The organism is Agarilytica rhodophyticola (assembly GCF_002157225.2).
Classification (GTDB): domain Bacteria; phylum Pseudomonadota; class Gammaproteobacteria; order Pseudomonadales; family Cellvibrionaceae; genus Agarilytica; species Agarilytica rhodophyticola.
The window spans coordinates 20,811-40,667 of record NZ_CP021746.1; the positions used below are offsets into that span (position 1 = coordinate 20,811).

Here is a 19,857-nt window from a genome sequence, read left to right on the forward strand (position 1 = left end):
TCGGAAAGCCGTTGTGGATAGACGGGAATTCCGACCAATATCTGTTATGCAGTTAAGTGAACAGAATCACAAAAATTAATAAATAATATAACAAGGAGTTATCAAAAAGTGAATCGAATTTATACGATCTATAGCACCATAGAAGAAATACCGATAGCTTCACGGCAGATGCATGACTATATTAATTCACTAAGCGAGAATGATTATGCACTATTAGCAACAGTATTTGTTTTGGGTCGATCTGGATGGCATAGGGGTTATGAAGAGACAAATGAATATCATATCTTCGTGGAAAATAAGGCTTCTGATGGGATTCAGGTTAACCAACAAATGTCAGATGATAAATTTTTATCAAAAGCTAATAAAAAGGAGCAATTTGATGCAACTCATCAGTATGAGAGATTAACATCCAGTAAGGTAGATGGAGTTTATAGACATAACTGGCTATCACTAAAAACTAACTTAATCTCTGAAGTGAAAAAAGGATTAGTCATGTTAGAAGAAATTACTGATTAAACTGCATAATAAGCGAGCTTAACTCGCTCACTGGAGCAATAACACTACGGTGCTATGCACTTTACCTTAGTGTTATTGCCTGTTAACTTAGCTTTCTCTCGAATGACCACTTTGTAGATACTAATACGCCATAGCTTGGTTTTTGTGCGGCAGTAATGTGGAAGAAGCACCCGTTCGTTATCGTTAACTAAATGTCTGCTTGTGATAAAAAAGCTCTAATTGAAATTGGATCTGATTTTTAACCATGAAACACACCCCTCAACTACTTAGTCGCTATGGCTGCAATACTTTTTTAAACATACTTAATATTGATGGTAATCAGGTAATTCTTTGTAACTGCATTTAGCCTGAAATTTAAAATTAACTATCAATAAACCCTATAACTTACTTCACTAAATTAAAAACATATTTTAAATATAGGAAAAAACTCAAGTTTTTAATGATGCCAGATAAAAGCTATTTATAAATTCTGCAATAATAAATAGCGCCTTTAACATTAAGACGCTAGGCGTTTTTTATTAATAATATAACCTTTCTTTATTATAAATAGTTCACAGGAAGTACCCAGCTACCCCCTATTTTTTAGTGGTTAAATATATTTAAGTGTCAATGCGGGTTAAATTATAACCTTTCTGAAGCAGCGCCTTATGATTCAGTTAATAGTGATGAACTTGATTTCACACTTTTAAAACTCTATTATCTATAGCCTAATACTGTAATTTATCATGTTGCGTTTGTAAAAAGTTTGTTAATTTCCAAATTTGCTGAAATTTCATATGCATATTCAGTTGCATATTCTTCAATTGAATCTACTATATTAGAAAAATATGTTTTTCTATTGTCGTTACCCAATACGCGAAACAGGTATCGTAATTGCTTTTTAGCAGCGACCACTTCTCCTTGCTCTACTAGATAACATGATATAGCGAAACTATTTCGATAGAATATATGAGTATCAATTGTCGATTGCTCATCAATAATATTACTTAACTTCTCTAACGATTGTTTTTTGCTCATACTTCCTCACTTTTGTTTCAGCTTGGTTATAGGCATTATTCTAATTAAGTGAATTTAAGGGAAGCTTCACTTAATTTATTTAAAGTTATATTAAATCTTTAGTTTGAACAGTTGTGAATTAGCCACACCGTCTATATTTGCATAGATTTTAGACGTCTCAACGTAAACTAGAATTATACTATCTAATTAATTTAATAAAAGCAGATAAAAAACAAAAATACTGAGCATCTTATATTAAACAGTAAAGCGTGCCAAAACTTTTCTGTAAAATGAAAGTTGGCTGGATAATTAGAAATTTATTTTATAGGAAATGATTCAGCTATTGTTATAAAACAAAATTTGGCGATGGGCGTTTATACTCTGAATTATGTCCATAATGACGAGTCTGAAAGTGAGAAAGGTGTTCAAAGTATGGTGTTATATCATGCTTAAGCCCCCAGTCCGTTGCTAGATCATCCCTATGAGGATCAGGCTCAACATAAGGTATATCAGCGGAGCGCAGTTGATTAGAGAAGCTCAATAGGCATTCACGCTCTTCATGACAAAGCACATTAAAGCCTGCCAAAAACTCTAACGCATAGCCGACGACTCGCTGGCTCGTGGGGTTTAATTTTTTTGCCCATGAAACATCGGGAACAAAGCCTTCATGCCATACAGCGAGAGCGACTGCCACTATATCTTCTACTGATGTATTACGTAGACGACTTTCGGCAACTCGACCCAGAGCATCATAAACACCTTTATCGTTTAACATAGTTTCAAGCTCTCTGCTTGACGTTGGATATGGCTCAGACGCTTTAAGCGACTCTCATATCTTATTTGCATTCATACTGAATCTAGATATCTATTGCCTTTATTTAAAATACAATATATCCGATATTCAACGAGAGGTGTGTAATCTACCTCACTCTCAGCCAAATACAATGATTTAATTCTATCACTTAGTAGATAACGCTGCGCCAAAAACCACCTAACGAGCATATACCAAAAAGATATATACCAAGGTAGGAAGGTAGCGTTTCATGAGCTTACCAATACTTACTAGCAGTTACCGCTAAGCCTAAATACATCACAGAAGGGGTTTGAACCGAGTCCCCTCCCCTCCACCAAGACCACAAAGCCAACCCCTATCAGGTTGGCTTTTTTTATGGCTGTACGCCTCGCTACAGCCCAGAACTGGCAAGGGTTTGCGGACTTCGGCTATTTTTTGATCCCGGACTTCATAGCATCAAATTCTCTCTTCTCCCCTATATTCTCTCTCACTCTACTAGGCACCACTTTCGAAGTCCGTCGATGTCGAAAAATTATTTCCTTATAAATCAGTAACTTAGCGACGGACTTTTATAATGGTTTTTTGAGGGCAATGGCTACCCAGAAAGAAATACGCAAACCTTACTCAGAACGGAGAAAATTAGGGCTTTTTGGGATTAATTAAAATACAAATAGAATACCAATTATACTAAACAAAAGCCTATATAACTTAAAAACATATATAATAAAATCAATGAACTAGGAGTATTTATAAGCTTTAATTTTCGTCCAACAGCTATACATTGCATAAATTTACGATTAAAAAAGCGATAAGGGAAACATTAGCATAAACAGCCTTCTAGCGGGCTTCTCTTACACATAGCTTACGCACTTCAGCAAGCTTCGTTGAACAGTATTAAGCAAACCTGTGAGTATCAATTTGTCTCTGCTCACCCATGGATATTATGTTTTTTAGGAATTGCCCTGCACATAGAATATTTAACCTTATTAAATTTATTAAAATATTGGTGAGCAAAAAATAGACTTACCACCCATTAAAAATAATTATTGCGACAAAAGAATGATTTCAGTCCGACTTTCTAAATTCTCAAAGCCCATTTATAAAGACGACGCCTTGACACATTGAAGACTACTTTTCAATATACGGCGGATTTTTCAACTAGAAAGAATATAAAAAATGAAAGGCAATAGATTTTGTATTGTTAATAATTGTTTAGCTTTAATAATAACCAAAGTTTTGCAGCCTAAGTTCTTCATTATCGCAAAACGTAAATGTTAGGACGTTTCTACTGGATCAAACTATGGAAAAAGAAGTCAATCGATTGATGGTATTATTACTACTGTTTCCTGCAATATCTCAAGCCAATGATCCATTACTTGACGATAACATCAACGAATATTCCGATACAGTTGTAACAGCCTCAAAGGTTAAACAAACACGTCATGAAGCACCATCCGCAATGACAGTTATAGAATCAGAAACCTTTGAAAGTTTAGGTATTGTAAAACTAGAAGATATTTTTCGATATGTTGCTGGGTTTCAAGTTATTAAAGGCTTTAACGGCCCAAAGGTAACTTATCATGGTACTAACGCTAATAGGACTAGGAGGAATTTAGTCTTAGTCGACGGCATAAGAATTCACACAGCTTCTGATGGTGTAGTCGATTGGAATGCCATGCCTTTTGATATCACTAGAGTTGATAGAATAGAAGTAGCAAGATCTCCGTTAGCTGTGTTGTACGGTACTCACGCGGGTCAAGCAACTATTAATATTATTCTAAAAAAACCTTCAAGAGATAAAAGCGGCTTTTTGGTACGTACTGGCTCTAATAATACCCGCCATGCTCGGCTCAAACATGTAATAACTAACGATGAAACAGAATTTGTTGTTGAAATTGGGCATAGACAAGATGATGGCTATGATCAAGATTTCATACCAGATGATTTGGCTAATGGCGATCCAGCATTTGGTGATGATATTACTAATGTGCAAAATGGCTGGGAAACGGCTCACGATAGCCATGAACTAGTTTATATTAACTCATCGCTGAAGATTGAGTTAAAAAATACGACATTGGATATAGATACAAAAATATCTGACCTGGATTATACATCTCGTCCGGAACTCTTTTTCAGAGAATACGCTGATGACCCATTCCCAATTGTATATACTGAAAACCAGAATTCTTTCTTCACGTTAAAGGGTGAAACTAGGTTTGACCAAAATCATACATCTAAATACCATTTGAATGTAAATTTCAATAAGTCAACTGAAGAAAGTACCAACTGTAGATTTGCTAATTCATTCTACTGGGAGGAAGAAGCAAGATTATTTGAATTTGGGCCGAGTATATGGACAAGAGCTATTGAGTTAGGAATTGAGGATCGATCTGAGCTGACACCAGAGCAACTTATAGCATATGAAGCATACGAAGCAAGAATTAATAGTTCATTCCCAGAAGGTAGGAGAAGAGACTATTGTAGTTACTACAAGGAACCAACCTATGAACGCTCATTCGATTTAAATTATGAACATGCCTATCAAGTTACGGAAAAGTTTAGATTAATTTCTGGAATCGGTGGAACGTCAGTATCTACTGAGTCAGAATCCCTTTATGGTAATCGAGAAATTAGTGAAACCCAATTTCGATCTTTCTTACATGCGGAGTTTCAATTAACTAATAAACTATATGCTAATCTAGGTGCAATGTATGAGCACTTTGATCTAGTTGATGCCGAAGAGTTTTCTCCTAGAATAGCCCTTAATTATTTAATCAGTAACAACCATACAATAAAAATTATTGGTGCACAATCAACTGTGATTCCACCGTTTTTGACAAGAGAATCCGAGTTAAATCGCACAGTAAGACTAACAGACCGTAGAACAGGTGAACTGATAAATGATAACAATGTTTACGCATTTACTAACCTAGCTAATCCAGATGCAGGGCCTGAAGAAATTGAGTCAATAGAACTAGTATATTATGCAAAATTACCAAAGTTTGGGCTTGAATATGATATTAAATTATTCAATGAGAAACTTAAAAATTTACTTAGCACATTGGGTGATGCGACACTGTGGAGCGGCCTAAATGACGGCAAAGTTGAATTAACCGGTTTAGAAAGTCAACTTAGGTATGATTTCAATAGTAACACTAAAGTAGGCGTCACTTATGCTTATATAGATAATGAATCGAATACCCGTCTCGAAGAGTCTCTTTATAGCCAAAATACGGGAAGCATTTATATTTCTAAACTTATAAATAATGCCTGGGGTATAGCTTTTTCGATCAACTATAACAATATTGCGAATATTGAATATAGAGAGTATACATTCAATTTGAGTAAAAAATTCAACCAGTTTAGAAACTTTTCACCGAAAATTGCATTACTTCTTCAGTACTACGACAATAAAGAACAGTTTAAGATGGCAACCACAAATACTGAAGATATCAGTGACTTTCGCTTGATTCGCTCAAGATTTGAAGATAAATTGCATGCAGTTCTTACAATTTCATTTGATTATTAGATACTGCAAATATTGGCGGTGTATCTTCGTCAACCGCCAATGTTCTTTAATCAACTATATTTTTCAGTGTTCCGATCACACTGTTTTTTAATTCGACGGTATCACCAGGCTTTAAAAATTGACCAATTTCAGCACCACAGCCGCTTCCTATTTTTCCTGTAATAGTCCCAGATCCTATTAGCTCTCCAGGATATAGTGTTTCGTTCTTTGAAGTATATTCAATAACTTCTTCAAACGACCAATGCATTTCGTCAGTATTTCCCCCTCCAAAAAGCTTACCATTTACGTAGACTTGGCATTCAATATCATCAATATCAAGTTCATCTGTGGTAACTAAATAAGGTCCGGTAGAATACCCACGATCAAAATCTTTACCTTTTGCTGGCCCCATCCTAGTACCCATTTCTCTACCTTGAATATCTCTAGCAGTAAAGTCATTAAATAATGTGACGCCAAAAATATGGTTTTTGGCATTTTCTTTGGTTATATTAGCTGCTTCAGAGCAGAGATAAACGCCTAATTCGAGTTCAAAATCAAATGCTCTGCAGCCGGAAGGAATTTTAACATGAGCATTATGTCCAATCATTGCAAATCGGTTGCCTTTATAATATGAAGGACTATGATACCAATTCTTATTTATTTTCTTTGCAAGTGAAAATTTACCATTAGTAAGTTTTTCAAGCTTTTTATCAAATGCTGAGAACTTTCCTAAGACGAAGAAACGAATAATATTTATTAAATGTTTTTCAAACAAACCAAAATCACGAATAGATTCAGGAACTTGTATCGGTGCTAAAAACACTACTTCGTCAGGCTCTATAACTAGATATTTGGAAATAGAAAAATCAACCTTTGATACTAGTTCATCAACTAACTTAATACCATTTTTCCCATATTTCACCATTGATAAAACATTATCAAAAGGTAGTTTAACTCCAAGTTCTCTTTCGCAAGAAGGAATATCTATAAGTTTACCATTGACGTTTATCCCCCAAGTTTCCACATCGTTGTATATAAAGGTTGCTAGTTTCATTTACGTTACCATTAATCCAATAAAAATTAATTTTTTTTGTCGTTATTTATGACTACCAAAGGTGTTTTTAATCTATACTCTTTTAGCTCATCATAAAAACCTGAGTATTCTGGTTTAGAGACATGCCTTATTTTTTCAATTAACGTTGTTAGTGAAAACGGTTTTTTCATCAAAAAATCAAATTTTGAATTCGTTAAAGATAATAAAATATCTTTATCTTGCAATTCGGTTTTATAAATTAGGCAGCCTAAAAGGCTTCTTGACTTCTCATTTAACAAATTGGAAATTTTTAAGCTTTCATTAAAATTATCGCTACAATCCAAAATTATATAGGAATGCATTTTAATTTCTTCGAGATTCTCGATGGCGTCTTGATAAGAACATGTATCTAAAATTGTATTCGACAACTCAATAATTGAAGGGTCTTCAGTAACAATTATAATATTTGGTATTGAGAGTTCATCAGTGAGGTTGTTTTTTTCTGTGCTACTAGCTACCGTCAAAGAAACGGCAACTATTGGCTGGCCTATAAATTGGGCTTTTATTTCTGGATTGAATATAGTATTGAAAAAATTAATTAGCATTATTTCTGAACTATCACACCCTCCTACTGCTACCAACTTCTTCGTATCTAAAATATGAGAAAAAGATTCGATAGTTTTATCATCACAAACTCGGCTATTAGGCATCATTATCACAATGATAAGTTTTGAAACAGTTGATTCTTTTGAAGCCTTCAATGATATATTTATAATAACATTAGGTTCATCTAATGAACCACTCACTAATTTGATCAAAGCTAAAATATATTTTTTAGTCCAGAGATCATCAATCTTTAAGTACAAATGCCTAAATTCTTCACTGACGTTAACGTTAACTACACATAACAAATCTGACTGTATGTAGTCGACAAACTCATCTATTTTATATGCATAGGAATGTACCCTTACAGGCAAAATATTTTTTTCAAATGATGAAATGATTTCATTAAAGGATCTTGTGATCTTTGTTATTTTGTTAGGTATATTCTTTTGAGTGTGGGAATCTCCACAAATCAAAGCATCTTGAATATCAACCAAGCCTCTTTGTATCGGTGATATTTTTTCATATAATGAGAGTAATAATTCGCTATATGAATCTTCTGTTGATTTTTTTTGTTGTTCTGCTTTATGTATAGCATCTAGTCTATATCCCAAAAATAAGAATACAACAAGTATAATTATTCCAAAAATTAAAGAGGTTGTTATGATATGCCATACAATTATCGAATAAGACCCCTTTCGAATCTGATCTTTATTGATATGAACAATTAATATGCCGACTTTTTCTTCAATTTCTAAGCTATCTGAGGACTTCTCAAATACTTCAAATCTTTTGTTAATTACATCACTAATCTTTAATGATATAAATTCTCCTGATGAAACTTCTGATACTAAAAACCCATTATTATTTCTCAACTCGACCTGTATCACTGAAGTACTTTCAATTATAGATTCTGCAAATACTTCAAAATAATCAATATCGAAGCCTTTAACTGCGTCAGTAGATACTCGTTTTAACTGATTAAATGCTGAAGTACTGATAATTTCTATTTCGCTTAATGTATCTTTGTGGGCTTTAAGGAACCCAATAACTGACGATGATATCAATGAAAAAAGAAACGAAAAGAAAAGCAATACCATAAATATCTTTCGAATGCTTGAGTTCTTTGTCATATTGGCAGATATCATAGCCTATCCTCTTTAATAGCTTTTTCCAGTTGATCTACTATTTTGAGAGGAATATCTAGACTATTAGCTAGTGCACGATTTAATGATATATTTATATTCTCAATGTATTTCCCTTGGATCGCTTTTCCATCGCTTGCAAGTAGTATCTGTGTCACTACCTCTTTATGCTGATAAAGTTCTTTTGGATAAATGGAAACTAGCGCTCCCATTTTTGTATGATCCTTATTAAATCCTATAGTAAATACATTACGGTCAAAATATAAGTCACGGATAAACTTCCGAATTACATTATTATCAAAGAATTGAAAATCAGGAAAAATGATAAAGACGGAACGATCTCTTGGTATATAATCCAAAAGACTACTCTTTCTTTTATCTCTAAGCTCGATCCAGCTTACATTAGAATCGAAGATGTCGTAAAAATCATTATTTTCAGGTAGTGTTTTAAGCGCAATGACTTTCTTATAAGGTAAAAGTTTACTTGCTATTGAAATAACTAACTTTGGTGATGCATTGTGAAAAACTGCGCCTATGTTAAGCTCGTCAATATTATCATGTGATTGGATAATTCTATTGAAGTCAATTGAAGTTATATAGGTAGCTACAATGTTAGGGCGCTTATTCAAAATAGCTGCTTTAAGGGAATCAGTTCCTATAGTTACAGTCACAAGATGTTTCCCTAAACTAAGGCTGCTTGTTGTTTTTTTGATCTGCTCTGCAAACTTTGAAGCTTTCGCTGATTCTGGCGGATAGAGAAACTCAACATTAGCTAACACGGTACTTTGAGCCGATAAATAGAGTACTAAACTAAGAAATAATAAGTTCCTCATAATATGTATTGATTTCTACCGTCTTTAACTCTAGAGTTTCTGTCAACCATCTGTATTTGCAAAGTATTATAACATCTGAAAATTTTATGTAGGAGTAATGCATGATAAGCAAGTTTGAAAAACCTAATGTAGTTCGTGGTTTTTCTGCGAGATTTGTATTCATGTGTGTACTGTCAGGTTTACCACGTCAGAGAGGGCTTCATGCGGAAGGTGCTTCTATATGTGGTACATCCCATAATACATTCAAAAACTGGTGCACAACAGACAAACCTCCAACTTTTCCTACTGTTGCAGATATTGTTGATACTCTCTTATCTAACACAGATTGGGAATTTGATCCCATTGGTGTCGCCGCCTGGTTATTTACTGGCGATGGACGTGGAGTTGAAAACCCATTTCAAAAAATCCCTCTTGTCGATAGTGACTTATTCCAGTCATATTTAGATGTATTCATAATTGAGAAGATTGACGGTGATTTTGACGTCAAAAAGCTAAAAGAAATGAATACCCTCTTATTTGACTTTTCTATCAAGCATAAAATCAATACCATTAAAAAGCTGCTGTCCGTAGACCATTCAATTATTGAAAGTACAATTAAAAGTGCACTGCATGGTAAAAATACCGGCTAACATACTCCCTTTAGCTTTCAACTTGCATTTTAAATGCAACTTTAAATTGCATTTAAAATGCAATTTTGGTAATCTAGAGACTAACCAATCTTAATTCCATATCGGGTTTAGGAATTTAGAATATTCGAAATTATATAGTGGGCTTAAACAACTAATTTTAGTCGTTTAACGGTGGCTACTGTCTGTAAGTATAGTTTTTAAAGCCATTGCAAGAATTTCACTATATTTAAAAACTTGGATGGTAGAAGTCATGATTGAAGTGAAGGGAAATCTAGTTGATATCGCATCTAACGCAGCTATATGCGTATTACAAGAGCTTATTAAACTTATACAAAAAGGGGTCAGAAATATAGATACAATTTACCCTGTAGAAATTTATTTTATCAAACCAAATAATCATACATGTATTATCGAGGCTAAAAATAAACTAGATGATTCATTACAGCTAAGCAATTTATTTTATCCTAAAGAAAAGAAAGCACATTTCGATAAGCGGCTAGAAATTTTACACGATTGCACCCGAATTAAGCCATTCAATCAAAAGTGGAACAAAGCACGCTTAATCATCCATGACGATCAGCGCTATATCTTTCAATACAAATTTGATCGCGATATACATGCCGCCTATAGCGTGATGCAAGGTCAGTCAGAATTAAAGCGCTTAGACGAAGAGACCTTCAAAAAAATACGCACATGGGAAGGTTTATCCAATAATCATCCCCGGCCTTGGTTATCCAGTTAGTACGATAATCACTGAGTTTTTACAGAGAACTACACACGGAGAATTTATATGCCAGCCGACTGTACAGAAACCCATTCCTTTACGGATCAACTTTATGAAGGGATGCAACATGATTATACCAAAAGACTCGTCAATAAGATAATGACGCAGATCCTTCACGTATATAAAGACGATTTTTTCATGTTACATTTATATGTGCTTAAGACAGGAAAAAAAACGTTTAGTTGTCAGCTTTCTGTCGAAGCGTATCAAGGAGAGACTTTACTCCCTTTAGAGATAGATGATGATTCTGCTCAGTATATATCGACGCTCTGTACTATTTTACACGCCTACAATGGTTACTATGCTGATATCTTTCAATGGAACACAATGACAATCACTCTACACTTTGAAGGTAGATATAAGATTCATAGAGCATTTGATACCGCCCTAGAAAAACAACATAGTTGTCGTAATAACAAGATGTTGAGCAACATCGTCCAATTAAAAAATAGTAGAAGTTTGACAGCGAGTAAAACAAATGGCAGTCCACTATAGCATTGCACATCGCTCTAAAACCCTAACACCGGGAATTAAAAAGGTCTTACGTATTTTTGGTAATCAAGCGGCGTTAGCAAAAGCGATGAATGTCTCGGTGAGTGCTGTCGCACGGTGGGTAAAATCGGGGTATATCCCTTGCGATAAAGTATGGGAAGTCATGCTGCTTGTAGAGGACAAAAAAACATATGCCGGTGAGACAGTGTCTATTAACGAGTTATTGGAAGAAGCCTACAACAAACACATGGAAAGACGAGGGTTACAAAAAAAATGCAAACATAACATAAAAAAATAGCACACTACTTTAAAGAATCTAACACTTTTATACGCTAGCCATAGCGTAGGGTAATGTATTTTTTTTCATTATGTTCTACAGCATCCATCAAGATAGGCCAACCCCTATCCAATATTCGCTGCGTAGCGACTGGCTACTCGGCCTCAGTATCATAACATGGGAGAGCGATATGTCACAGCATGCACATATTACATTTTCATCCGCTGACAAAGGCACGATTATTAATACCTCGTTACCGGATATTATTGTCCACCGGCATTCGATGTATTTCAGTCTTCACGCCTACCCTTGTATCGCCAGTGCGCTTAAGAAATACGGGACGTTTATTCGTGTTTATGCCAGCGACCATATTGGCTATGTGTTCTGCCCTTCCCTGTTTCTTAAACGAGCCACAAAAAAAACGCTCATTTCTACCACTAAAAATACCTTGATCTTTAAAGGTATACAAGACAAGACATCCGCGCTTGTCTGCCACCAGCGATTTAAAAATATTATTGAAACAATACCGTTAACCGGGCTGCGGTTTTGTCGGGAACAAACACAGCAATGGTCGAAAGTTGCCAACTGACCGGCTTGATATTATTTCCATAAGGACATCATTCACATGATTTACAGAATTCATCCTAACTTTTATCGTTATGCCACCTACCAATTGGATAGCAACGATCTGTTGAAAAAGTTAGGCCGTTACAGTGTTTTTGGTATCGAGATTAATGCCGTACATTATACCCACCAATGGCAACCCATTAAGTTCCGTTTTCATAATTCTCTTGAAGAAGGGCCACTACTGCCCATTCCCGATCTTATCGTCGACTACGGGTGTATGCTGTTGAGTGAAAAGTCTTACCGTATTTTTTACGGGATGCTGGCAGAGCATGGAGAATTCTTACCCATCTATTCCGGCGATACACGCGCTTATCTTTATAACCCGTTAAAAATTGCCGAACAATTTAATGGGCTAGATACAAAACACTCCACAAAAAATGAGTTTGACTACGTCACCACACTGCATTTTATTGAGGAGAAACTGACACATTTACCCCTGTTTAAATGTGAATACGATAACTATCTCGGGATCTATTGCCGACACGATTTTAGAGACACGTTTATGCGTCATAACTTGCGCGGCATTGTTTTTGAAGAAAATATTGCTTTGTCATTTCCAGCAGACCCGGCAGTCTTGGCCGAAGACTAATGGACAATAATCAATAATCTATGGGGGAGCAAGACCAAGGAAGACGAACACTCAGCAAGGACGCTTTTTTTATCTGTTACACATTACGACCAAAGTCGCATACGTGGCACGAATCATCACAACCTACACTTATAGTTAACATCAACATTATTCACATGTTCATGATGTATTCATGTTCTTGTGTGTAAAGAGCCATGTTGTATGAAAAAAAATCATATAGGCAATATGTCATCTAAAACACTGTTTTTTAATACACCTTATGCTAAGATTTTGGGCAGGAATATGCTCACAAGGCGTTACATTTATTATTTACGGATTCTATTGGAAATGATATTTTCTATGGACTTTTACTCTTCTCGTCTCTCTCAATTATTTAACACAATTTTTACTAAGACTTCTTCCTCTCACACCTTAACCTATGCACTATGTCTGGGGTGTTTGTGTTTATTTTCGGGGTATGCATTGGCCATATCTAGTTATTCGCTTTAATGTGGCTTATATATTTTTTAAGCGACAAAGTACGATATTAACTATCCTCACACTACAAATGAGCCTTGAAATAAGATAGTACCAGGAAATACTATTATTTCATTCGGATCATGGCCGTAAATATACCAGCCAGTTCTTTACACAATAACCATACAACTGTGATTTCAAACAAAGCATGCTGTAAAGCGACATTGAGGTGGGCCACTAAGGAAACTTTGAGAAGTTTCCTTTTTATGAACAAAATGTGCAGTGGAATGTTTATTTAATAACTATAAAACTAGCTGGATATTGTTTTATGGGTATTCTTATCTGGAAGAATCAAAAAATATTATTACGCGGATATACTATGAACTATTTTTTCACTTACCACATTTTAATTATTTTCCTCACACTTTAGCTCTAGCTGATTTTCTCGTATTTTTCATGGCCGTATTATATAGTTTTTTTAGTTATATATTACTTTCAAAAAAAGCAGCGGTAGATGGGCAATAGCGCATACTTGTCTTATCTTTTTAAAATGTAAATAACACTTTAACTTTAGCAGGAAGCGATTGTGTGCTACCGAGGCTGACGATACCAAAAGCTCCTGGGCGCTTTGACACCAAGGTCAGTACTGCTCTATCAGACTTCAAAGGTTTAGGAGGTGTTTCTCCTGTTGTCTGTTTCTTATTAAGCCAATGCTGAGTTAGTTCCGAATCTGACATATTTAGAACGCCGTCATTAAATGCTAATTGTCCAGCGCTAGATGAAGGCAAACCATAAGCTTTTACTTTTTCTTTATGAGGCCATTGATTTTGATTTTTCAAGTAATACAAGCGTACATCTTTCTTAGCCTTAGATATATCGACAGTATCGTAAGGATTTACTGTATTCACAACAACAGCATACTCGTCTGCTAATGTTAATTGTGATAATAAAAGCACCACAAACAAAAAAATAGTATGTCTAGAACCAGAAGTCTTTTTTCTTGTATTCATGTTATCTCCCCAATTAAAAACTAAACGTTCCAGAAATTTGCATAATATCTGCGTCTGCATTAGCCTGACCACCACCTTCATATTCTCTAGCTGTAAAGATTGCACGCAAACGAACTCTAGGAGAAGGAAGAAAGTTTAAACCGGCAGCCATTTCTGTCGACTTGCCAATAACCTCCCCCCTATCAAGTCTGTCATAGCGGGCAAATAATATCCATGTATTAGAAAGTTGAATAGCAGGTTGAATATAAAATGCTTTTCTATCCATATCTCCCATGCCTGAAGTATCTTCGCTAGTTTGGTAGTATTCCGATTTTAACAGTAAAGCACCAATATCTAATTTGAAATCAACACCTGACATATCGTAATTCACATCATCAGCCCGCGTACCATTCGCATAATTAACGCCCAAAGAAAGCTTATCGTCAATAAACCCTAGAGCCATGCGTCCTCCGAGTTGGAGTTCATCGGCATTAGAAGACATGTTTGTGACATAAGTTGCATATTCAAAGCTAGTGACAGAAAAGTATTTTTTCCCATGTAATTGAATGCCAGTAGCAAAGTTTGGAAAAATCGTATCGCCACTGAAAGGTCTAAGAAATTGAGGCTGCTCGGGGTCTAGTAACGTTGCGGGAAAGTGCTCTATATTTATAATTCCGTGAGGGGTAATCATACGACCTATGCGCATATTAAACAAACTACTAGCAGAATAATTAACCCATCCAATAATTTGTGGGTTTTTGTTTCGCGAATTGAATACTGGACTAGTTCTATTATCAAAAGACAAAGAAGGATCGGATTCTCTCAGAAAACCGCCGGCAAAAAATGCACTCCACTCTTCATCTAATTCTGCACCAATTAGTAACTCAAAATTCTGCCTATCGAAGGAAGAATCCCGATTATCTTCTCCATCTATATTTGTATAGGCCGTGTGAATAAAACCACCTATATCTAAGCGTATACCATCAAAAGCTTGTACAATAGCTCTTTGTCCCAAACGTTCTTCAATAGACCATAAAGACTCTTCTAACTCAGCAATTCTTTCTGAATTCTCTCCTCCTAGCTCAGAAGAGGAGCTTGTATCACTAAGACCCGAATCATCTATTTTTCTGTTAAGAATTTCCACTTTTTTTTCTAATTCTTCTATTTTCGTTTTCAGGATATTTTCATCTTGAGAACTCGCATAACATGAAAACATAGCTGTTGAAAAAAACACAACGATTTTTTTAATATAAGACAACCACATCAAGAACCCTATATCTTCAGATTCATTTTTTTTTAATAAAGAAAAAAATATATTACCCATAATATACCCTTAATTAACGTGTATTAAACTCACTAACGGTATGAGTCATTCTATCCCCTAGGTCAACAAGTTTATGACTTTCATCGATAGTGTTATCTGCTTCTTTTTCAACTTCAGCTTCAGCGGTGACTAATTCGCTAATCACAGTCAGAGCATTTCCGACTTGATTGCTCTGATGAGAAACAGCATCCGCGATTTCACCACTAGCATCATCAATTTTATCAATCATATCGAATACAACTTTTAAAGATTGGTGTACATTATCAGCAATAGCCACCGTTTTCTTAGTAGATCCAGAGCTTGTGATTATCAGCTCATTAGACTGATCAACAACCAAAGTTAAGTCGTCTATCATCTGTTTAATTTCAATTGCAGATTCTTGTGTTCTTTTGGCAAGTGTTCGAACTTCATCAGCGACTACAGCAAAGCCTCGACCTGCTTCACCTGCACGAGCAGATTCAATTGCTGCATTCAACGCTAATAAATTAGTTTGCTCTGATATAGAAGTGATTACAGCTAAAATAGTAGCAATATTTTGACTCTTTTGGTTTATCTCTGATATCCCTGATGTCACTCTAACAATGTCATTTTGTAGATTATGGATAACAGTATTCATTTCCGAAGCAATATTGTTAACTTTCCTGGATTCTTCGTGTGCTTTACGACTTATTTTTACGGTGTCAGATGCGCTATTATCGATACGCTGTATCGCCACAGATACTTCATCAAAAATTTTTTCAGCTGCCGCTATACGTTGGTTTTGCGCACGTGTTTGCAGTTTAATATTATCTGCAATTTTAGCTAATTCGATAGAAGCCCCGGATATATCAAATGTTTCTGATTGAATTTGTATTACCAAACTTTTTAGGTTTACTGACATGGTATCTACAGAATTAGCAAGAGCAGTTAATTCGTCGGAGCCTTTCATATTGAGTGGCTGTAAGTTTAGGTGTCCAGTAGCAATTTTTTCTGTCTGACGAACAATTATTTTAATAACACCAACAAGCCGATTAGAGAAGAGCCACCCTAAAACAAATAAAAGAAAAGATGTAACGATGGCCAAACTTATACCATAAACTAATGGTAGCTCTTGTTTTTTAGCAACTTCCATAGAGGCGTCAGTAATTAGTTTGGAAAGCTCATGATTAAGAATAGCTAATTGTTCAATAAGCTCTGAAATAGGCTCCTCAACCAGGATAGTTAATTCAGATAATAGTTCTTTATCAAGATCCTCTCCCATTGAGTTTATTTCATCATTAAAAGAGGAGAACTCTACCTTGATCATATTATACTGTTTTTTTATTAAATCATGTTCTTTTTCTTGAAAATTAAGATTGACAAGAGCCGTTAGTATTTGATTAATGTTTTTTTCTATTTCTTTCAAATGCAAAATGTTGCTTTCCATAGAGTCTCTGATATTGTCTCCAGGCATGTGTTCGATACTGTGTAGCTGGGAGATAATCGCTGCGCCATTATCCCTAGTAAAATCAATGGAAAGACGCATATGGCTTGCTTTAACTAATTTTTTAGTAACGTCACTCAACTCACTATTTTAGATAGGCAATAATTAGAGATTGTCCGGCAACAAGAGCTATAACAACTCCAATTGATAAAAGTAGTTGAGAACGGATTGAAGTCATTTTTTCGATATGCCCTGATGTGACACTGCTTTGCCCTCAAATAAGATTATGAATCTAAGTGTAGACCAACACCAGACGGTTTCAATCGGTAGCTAAAGATAGTAAAATAAAGTAACTTGACAGCTTAGTAGGCGTTTTAGCAGCTTACCCTTGAGTAGAGTTGGCGCGCAACTTCGTATGAATTCAAAAGTATTGTCACAAGATATTTATAGAACCATATCGCAGAACATTGAAACATATCATAGGGAAATTACTTACAATTATGACCTTGAGCTAGTTGAACTTGAAGTTCCCGTAAACCATATTCATATAGTGGTAAAAAGCCCCCCCCTAAAAAGGTACCGTCTGATACGATGACAGTGTTCAACAACTTCTCCGTAAGGGAATTATCCTGCTTTCAGATATAAATAAAGATATGGTATTTCCGGGAAAGACTATTATGGGCAAAAATATTTAGTTGAAAAGATTAGTTAGGCAAACTAAGACTTTCGCCTCAAATACGCTCAAGATCCAATTGAAACTACGGAGTAACGTGAAGATAGTGGTAAGATACTGTTTTTTATGTTGGTCTGTATATAGTTGTATATCTGATCATGATATTTTTTCATTCACAAGTGTTGCCGATAAAGTAATGCACTTAATATCAACTTAAGAGCTCTAAACAACCCTTACCTACAACAACACCAATGGCTACGCCAATTCCAGTCGATATATTACATACAGAACTGCCTATTGCAATACCCGCTAGTCGTAAAATAGAGAATTCTTCTTTGTGCTACACCTATACTCAAAACGAAGTTCTACATAACTATGACAATTTGGTGCTACTGCTGCGTTTTTGGGACACCCACCTAATCAAAACTTTTATAATAATACCACTATCGATAATTGGACAAGTCAAGTATAGGAGCATAGAAATCAGGGCTTAAAGTACTATCCCAATTTCCTAAATAGGTTCGGGTTACACTCACCCCAGCTACATAACACTCGCGAATAGAGTTAGTAATAGCGTAGCATTAATTGTAGATTTTAACCGTAAATTATTACACGGGTTCAACTCGCTAGTGCAATCGGTTGATGAATCCCAAACAATACTTGATTTGGGGTTTTAAAGTCCAAGCATTTTCTTGGTCGGTCATTAAACTTATCCATTATTGTTTTAACGTCAACTTGAGTCATTCCGTCAAAGTTTGAACCTTTAGGTGCATACTGACGAATCAAGCCATTGGTATTCTCATTCAAACAACGTTCCCAAGAATGGTAGGGATGCGCAAATAACTTTTGGCATTTAATGCTAAGGCAATCTCCTCATGCAAGGCGAACTCTTTACCGTTATCATAGGTCAGCGTTTTTACCCAAGCGGCTAAAGGGGCGAACGCTTTAAGTAACGCATTCTTAACCGCCTCTGCTGTTTTGTTAGGGGCCCACGCTAAAGCGTGTTTTTCTTTCCACCGCTGTGACCAATACAGCCCTGCCAAGACGAACAATCACCGTTTCAACTCCCAGTCTCCTACATGTTTACGCTCGTCAACAATGGCCGGGGTTTACCTATACTCACCCGGTTTTTTAGCTGTCCACGACTGTTGGGGCTACAATAGCGTTTCTTACGTTTCTTCTGGCAACGCAAGTAAGAATACAAATAGCCCCCGTCTTTTTTATCCAAAAGAATATAATGATAAATCCACTCTGGGCTGACGGACTGTAATCCCGCACGGCTTAACAATCCGCTGATTTGTTCTGGACTCCATTCCCTCTTTAACAAGGTCTCTACATTCATCCACGTTAACTCGGTATTCTGTATATTCTTATGGTGTTGCTGACGTTCTCTGGCTAAACGTTGAGCTTGCTGAGGGCGATAGCCACGCAGCTCAGTATTTCTGTTAAGTTCACGACCAATAGTCGAAGGGTGCCTTCCCAATTCTTCGGCTATCTTTTGTTTTGTATAACCCGCTTTCAAAGATGACTGAATCTGGCATCTTTCTACTTCGGTCAATTGTTTATAATTCATTGGCAATTTCTCTTCGTCGGGAAAATGGCACGAATTATAACAACTGACCTCTTTCCCAGAAATTGCACTTACGAATTGAATTCAGGTTAAATCACAGATTCAAATCTGAAAAATATCAAAATTTACTCTACCAATGTAGCTCTCATTCTTTAACGATCAGTAATACATTATCCTCAACCGATACATTTCCTATACAAAATTATCAATTAAAGTTACCAAAGATGGCAAAAATTAAGTTTATCACAAAAGTGAAAAACCCGTACAAAAACAAGATATCTGAGAAATAAAGATGCGCATAGAAAACATATCAGCATATTATCTACAATTAACTATTATCAACAATAAAATACCATCAACACTTCCCATTAGAAGATCAAAAACACTATCACAAAAAAAACAATTAACATCTACTGTAATTAAAAATATAACCCCTTTAGAATTTAATGATAACTAATATTAAAAACTTGTTTACCTTAGTTACTTATACGAAACATGAAGATTACTTTTTAATAATTAAAAAATTAACGACAGGATAAAACCAGTGAAAAAGTAATTAAAGCAATGGTATTTACACTATTAAGTTGCACGTCTGTTAATAATACTGAAAACTTTAAA

Annotated in this window: 17 protein-coding genes and 1 pseudogene; 9 read left to right on the forward strand and 9 right to left on the reverse strand. The window is 35.4% G+C overall.

The window, feature by feature from the left end; genetic code table 11:
- The first annotated feature begins 108 nt into the window (after window positions 1-108).
- Window positions 109-516: a hypothetical protein gene (locus BVC89_RS28980; protein ID WP_103654443.1), complete on the forward strand. Its 408-nt coding sequence runs from the start codon at window positions 109-111 to the stop codon at window positions 514-516.
- 723 nt (window positions 517-1,239) lie between these two features.
- On the opposite strand, the gene BVC89_RS28985 is transcribed toward BVC89_RS28980, so the two are convergent.
- Both BVC89_RS28985 and BVC89_RS28990 read right to left on the reverse strand, forming a co-directional pair.
- A complete protein-coding gene (locus tag BVC89_RS28985; protein WP_103654444.1) occupies window positions 1,240-1,533 on the reverse strand; it encodes a hypothetical protein in 294 nt (97 codons plus the stop codon).
- 325 nt (window positions 1,534-1,858) lie between these two features.
- On the reverse strand, window positions 1,859-2,287 hold the full coding sequence (locus BVC89_RS28990; protein WP_103654445.1) for a hypothetical protein: 429 nt from the start codon (window positions 2,285-2,287) through the stop codon (window positions 1,859-1,861).
- A gap of 1,318 nt (window positions 2,288-3,605) precedes the next feature.
- Here BVC89_RS28990 and BVC89_RS28995 point away from each other — a divergent pair.
- Window positions 3,606-5,834: a TonB-dependent receptor plug domain-containing protein gene (locus BVC89_RS28995; protein ID WP_103654446.1), complete on the forward strand. Its 2,229-nt coding sequence runs from the start codon at window positions 3,606-3,608 to the stop codon at window positions 5,832-5,834.
- 46 nt (window positions 5,835-5,880) lie between these two features.
- Here BVC89_RS28995 and BVC89_RS29000 read toward each other — a convergent pair whose 3' ends face one another.
- The 3 genes from BVC89_RS29000 to BVC89_RS29010 are packed head-to-tail and all read right to left on the reverse strand — an operon-like array spanning window position 5,881 to window position 9,373.
- Window positions 5,881-6,867 (reverse strand): fumarylacetoacetate hydrolase family protein, encoded by a 987-nt coding sequence (locus BVC89_RS29000; RefSeq protein WP_103654447.1) that lies wholly within the window; start codon window positions 6,865-6,867, stop codon window positions 5,881-5,883.
- 26 nt (window positions 6,868-6,893) lie between these two features.
- The gene (locus BVC89_RS29005) at window positions 6,894-8,597 is read right to left on the reverse strand and encodes a hypothetical protein (RefSeq protein WP_103654448.1); all 1,704 of its coding nucleotides are present in this window, start codon (window positions 8,595-8,597) and stop codon (window positions 6,894-6,896) included.
- The gene (locus BVC89_RS29010) at window positions 8,594-9,373 is read right to left on the reverse strand and encodes a hypothetical protein (protein ID WP_158658202.1); all 780 of its coding nucleotides are present in this window, start codon (window positions 9,371-9,373) and stop codon (window positions 8,594-8,596) included. Before BVC89_RS29010 ends, BVC89_RS29005 begins: the two co-directional genes overlap by 4 nt.
- Window positions 9,374-9,528: 155 nt before the next feature.
- Between BVC89_RS29010 and BVC89_RS29015 the strand changes: the two genes are divergently transcribed.
- From BVC89_RS29015 to BVC89_RS29040, 6 genes are all read left to right on the forward strand, one after another.
- Entirely contained in the window at window positions 9,529-10,056 is a 528-nt protein-coding gene (locus tag BVC89_RS29015; protein WP_103654450.1) for a hypothetical protein, read from the forward strand.
- A 250-nt stretch (window positions 10,057-10,306) separates the two neighbouring features.
- Complete coding sequence (locus BVC89_RS29020; protein WP_103654451.1) at window positions 10,307-10,798, forward strand: hypothetical protein; 492 nt, start codon at window positions 10,307-10,309, stop codon at window positions 10,796-10,798.
- 48 nt (window positions 10,799-10,846) lie between these two features.
- Window positions 10,847-11,335 carry a hypothetical protein gene (locus tag BVC89_RS29025; RefSeq protein WP_103654452.1) on the forward strand — a complete coding sequence of 163 codons (489 nt, stop codon included), beginning with the start codon at window positions 10,847-10,849 and terminating at the stop codon, window positions 11,333-11,335.
- Window positions 11,319-11,630, forward strand: a complete 312-nt coding sequence (locus BVC89_RS29030) for a Cro/CI family transcriptional regulator (RefSeq protein WP_103654453.1) — start codon at window positions 11,319-11,321, stop codon at window positions 11,628-11,630. The genes BVC89_RS29025 and BVC89_RS29030 overlap by 17 nt, the downstream gene beginning before the upstream one ends.
- Window positions 11,631-11,799: 169 nt before the next feature.
- A complete protein-coding gene (locus BVC89_RS29035) occupies window positions 11,800-12,198 on the forward strand; it encodes a hypothetical protein (RefSeq protein WP_103654454.1) in 399 nt (132 codons plus the stop codon).
- A 36-nt stretch (window positions 12,199-12,234) separates the two neighbouring features.
- Window positions 12,235-12,825 carry a hypothetical protein gene (locus BVC89_RS29040; protein WP_103654455.1) on the forward strand — a complete coding sequence of 197 codons (591 nt, stop codon included), beginning with the start codon at window positions 12,235-12,237 and terminating at the stop codon, window positions 12,823-12,825.
- 1,001 nt (window positions 12,826-13,826) lie between these two features.
- Here the strand turns inward: BVC89_RS29040 and BVC89_RS29045 are convergent.
- The 3 genes from BVC89_RS29045 to BVC89_RS30240 are packed head-to-tail and all read right to left on the reverse strand — an operon-like array spanning window position 13,827 to window position 17,098.
- The gene (locus BVC89_RS29045) at window positions 13,827-14,291 is read right to left on the reverse strand and encodes a hypothetical protein (protein ID WP_103654456.1); all 465 of its coding nucleotides are present in this window, start codon (window positions 14,289-14,291) and stop codon (window positions 13,827-13,829) included.
- Between the two features lie 13 nt (window positions 14,292-14,304).
- The gene (locus BVC89_RS29050; protein ID WP_103654457.1) at window positions 14,305-15,594 is read right to left on the reverse strand and encodes a porin family protein; all 1,290 of its coding nucleotides are present in this window, start codon (window positions 15,592-15,594) and stop codon (window positions 14,305-14,307) included.
- 13 nt (window positions 15,595-15,607) lie between these two features.
- On the reverse strand, window positions 15,608-17,098 hold the full coding sequence (locus tag BVC89_RS30240) for a methyl-accepting chemotaxis protein (protein ID WP_103654458.1): 1,491 nt from the start codon (window positions 17,096-17,098) through the stop codon (window positions 15,608-15,610).
- 313 nt (window positions 17,099-17,411) lie between these two features.
- Between BVC89_RS30240 and BVC89_RS30840 the strand changes: the two genes are divergently transcribed.
- Entirely contained in the window at window positions 17,412-17,591 is a 180-nt protein-coding gene (locus BVC89_RS30840) for a transposase (RefSeq protein WP_425428408.1), read from the forward strand.
- A gap of 696 nt (window positions 17,592-18,287) precedes the next feature.
- On the opposite strand, the pseudogene BVC89_RS30845 reads toward BVC89_RS30840, so the two are convergent.
- Window positions 18,288-19,242, reverse strand: a pseudogene (locus BVC89_RS30845) (IS30 family transposase).
- Window positions 19,243-19,857: the final 615 nt, after the last annotated feature.

Bases quoted from the DNA above. Each gene is read 5' to 3' on its own strand.
- BVC89_RS29050 (WP_103654457.1), bottom strand. From the start codon at position 15,594: ATGGGTAATATATTTTTTTCTTTATTAAAAAAAAATGAATCTGAAGAT.
- BVC89_RS29025 (WP_103654452.1), top strand. From the start codon at position 10,847: ATGCCAGCCGACTGTACAGAAACCCATTCCTTTACGGATCAACTTTAT.
- BVC89_RS29040 (WP_103654455.1), top strand. From the start codon at position 12,235: ATGATTTACAGAATTCATCCTAACTTTTATCGTTATGCCACCTACCAA.
- BVC89_RS28995 (WP_103654446.1), top strand. From the start codon at position 3,606: ATGGAAAAAGAAGTCAATCGATTGATGGTATTATTACTACTGTTTCCT.
- BVC89_RS30240 (WP_103654458.1), bottom strand. From the start codon at position 17,098: ATGCGTCTTTCCATTGATTTTACTAGGGATAATGGCGCAGCGATTATC.
- BVC89_RS29005 (WP_103654448.1), bottom strand. From the start codon at position 8,597: ATGATATCTGCCAATATGACAAAGAACTCAAGCATTCGAAAGATATTT.
- BVC89_RS28985 (WP_103654444.1), bottom strand. From the start codon at position 1,533: ATGAGCAAAAAACAATCGTTAGAGAAGTTAAGTAATATTATTGATGAG.
- BVC89_RS29000 (WP_103654447.1), bottom strand. From the start codon at position 6,867: ATGAAACTAGCAACCTTTATATACAACGATGTGGAAACTTGGGGGATA.
- BVC89_RS28990 (WP_103654445.1), bottom strand. From the start codon at position 2,287: ATGTTAAACGATAAAGGTGTTTATGATGCTCTGGGTCGAGTTGCCGAA.
- BVC89_RS29030 (WP_103654453.1), top strand. From the start codon at position 11,319: ATGGCAGTCCACTATAGCATTGCACATCGCTCTAAAACCCTAACACCG.
- BVC89_RS29015 (WP_103654450.1), top strand. From the start codon at position 9,529: ATGATAAGCAAGTTTGAAAAACCTAATGTAGTTCGTGGTTTTTCTGCG.
- BVC89_RS29020 (WP_103654451.1), top strand. From the start codon at position 10,307: ATGATTGAAGTGAAGGGAAATCTAGTTGATATCGCATCTAACGCAGCT.
- BVC89_RS29045 (WP_103654456.1), bottom strand. From the start codon at position 14,291: ATGAATACAAGAAAAAAGACTTCTGGTTCTAGACATACTATTTTTTTG.
- BVC89_RS30840 (WP_425428408.1), top strand. From the start codon at position 17,412: ATGAATTCAAAAGTATTGTCACAAGATATTTATAGAACCATATCGCAG.
- BVC89_RS29035 (WP_103654454.1), top strand. From the start codon at position 11,800: ATGTCACAGCATGCACATATTACATTTTCATCCGCTGACAAAGGCACG.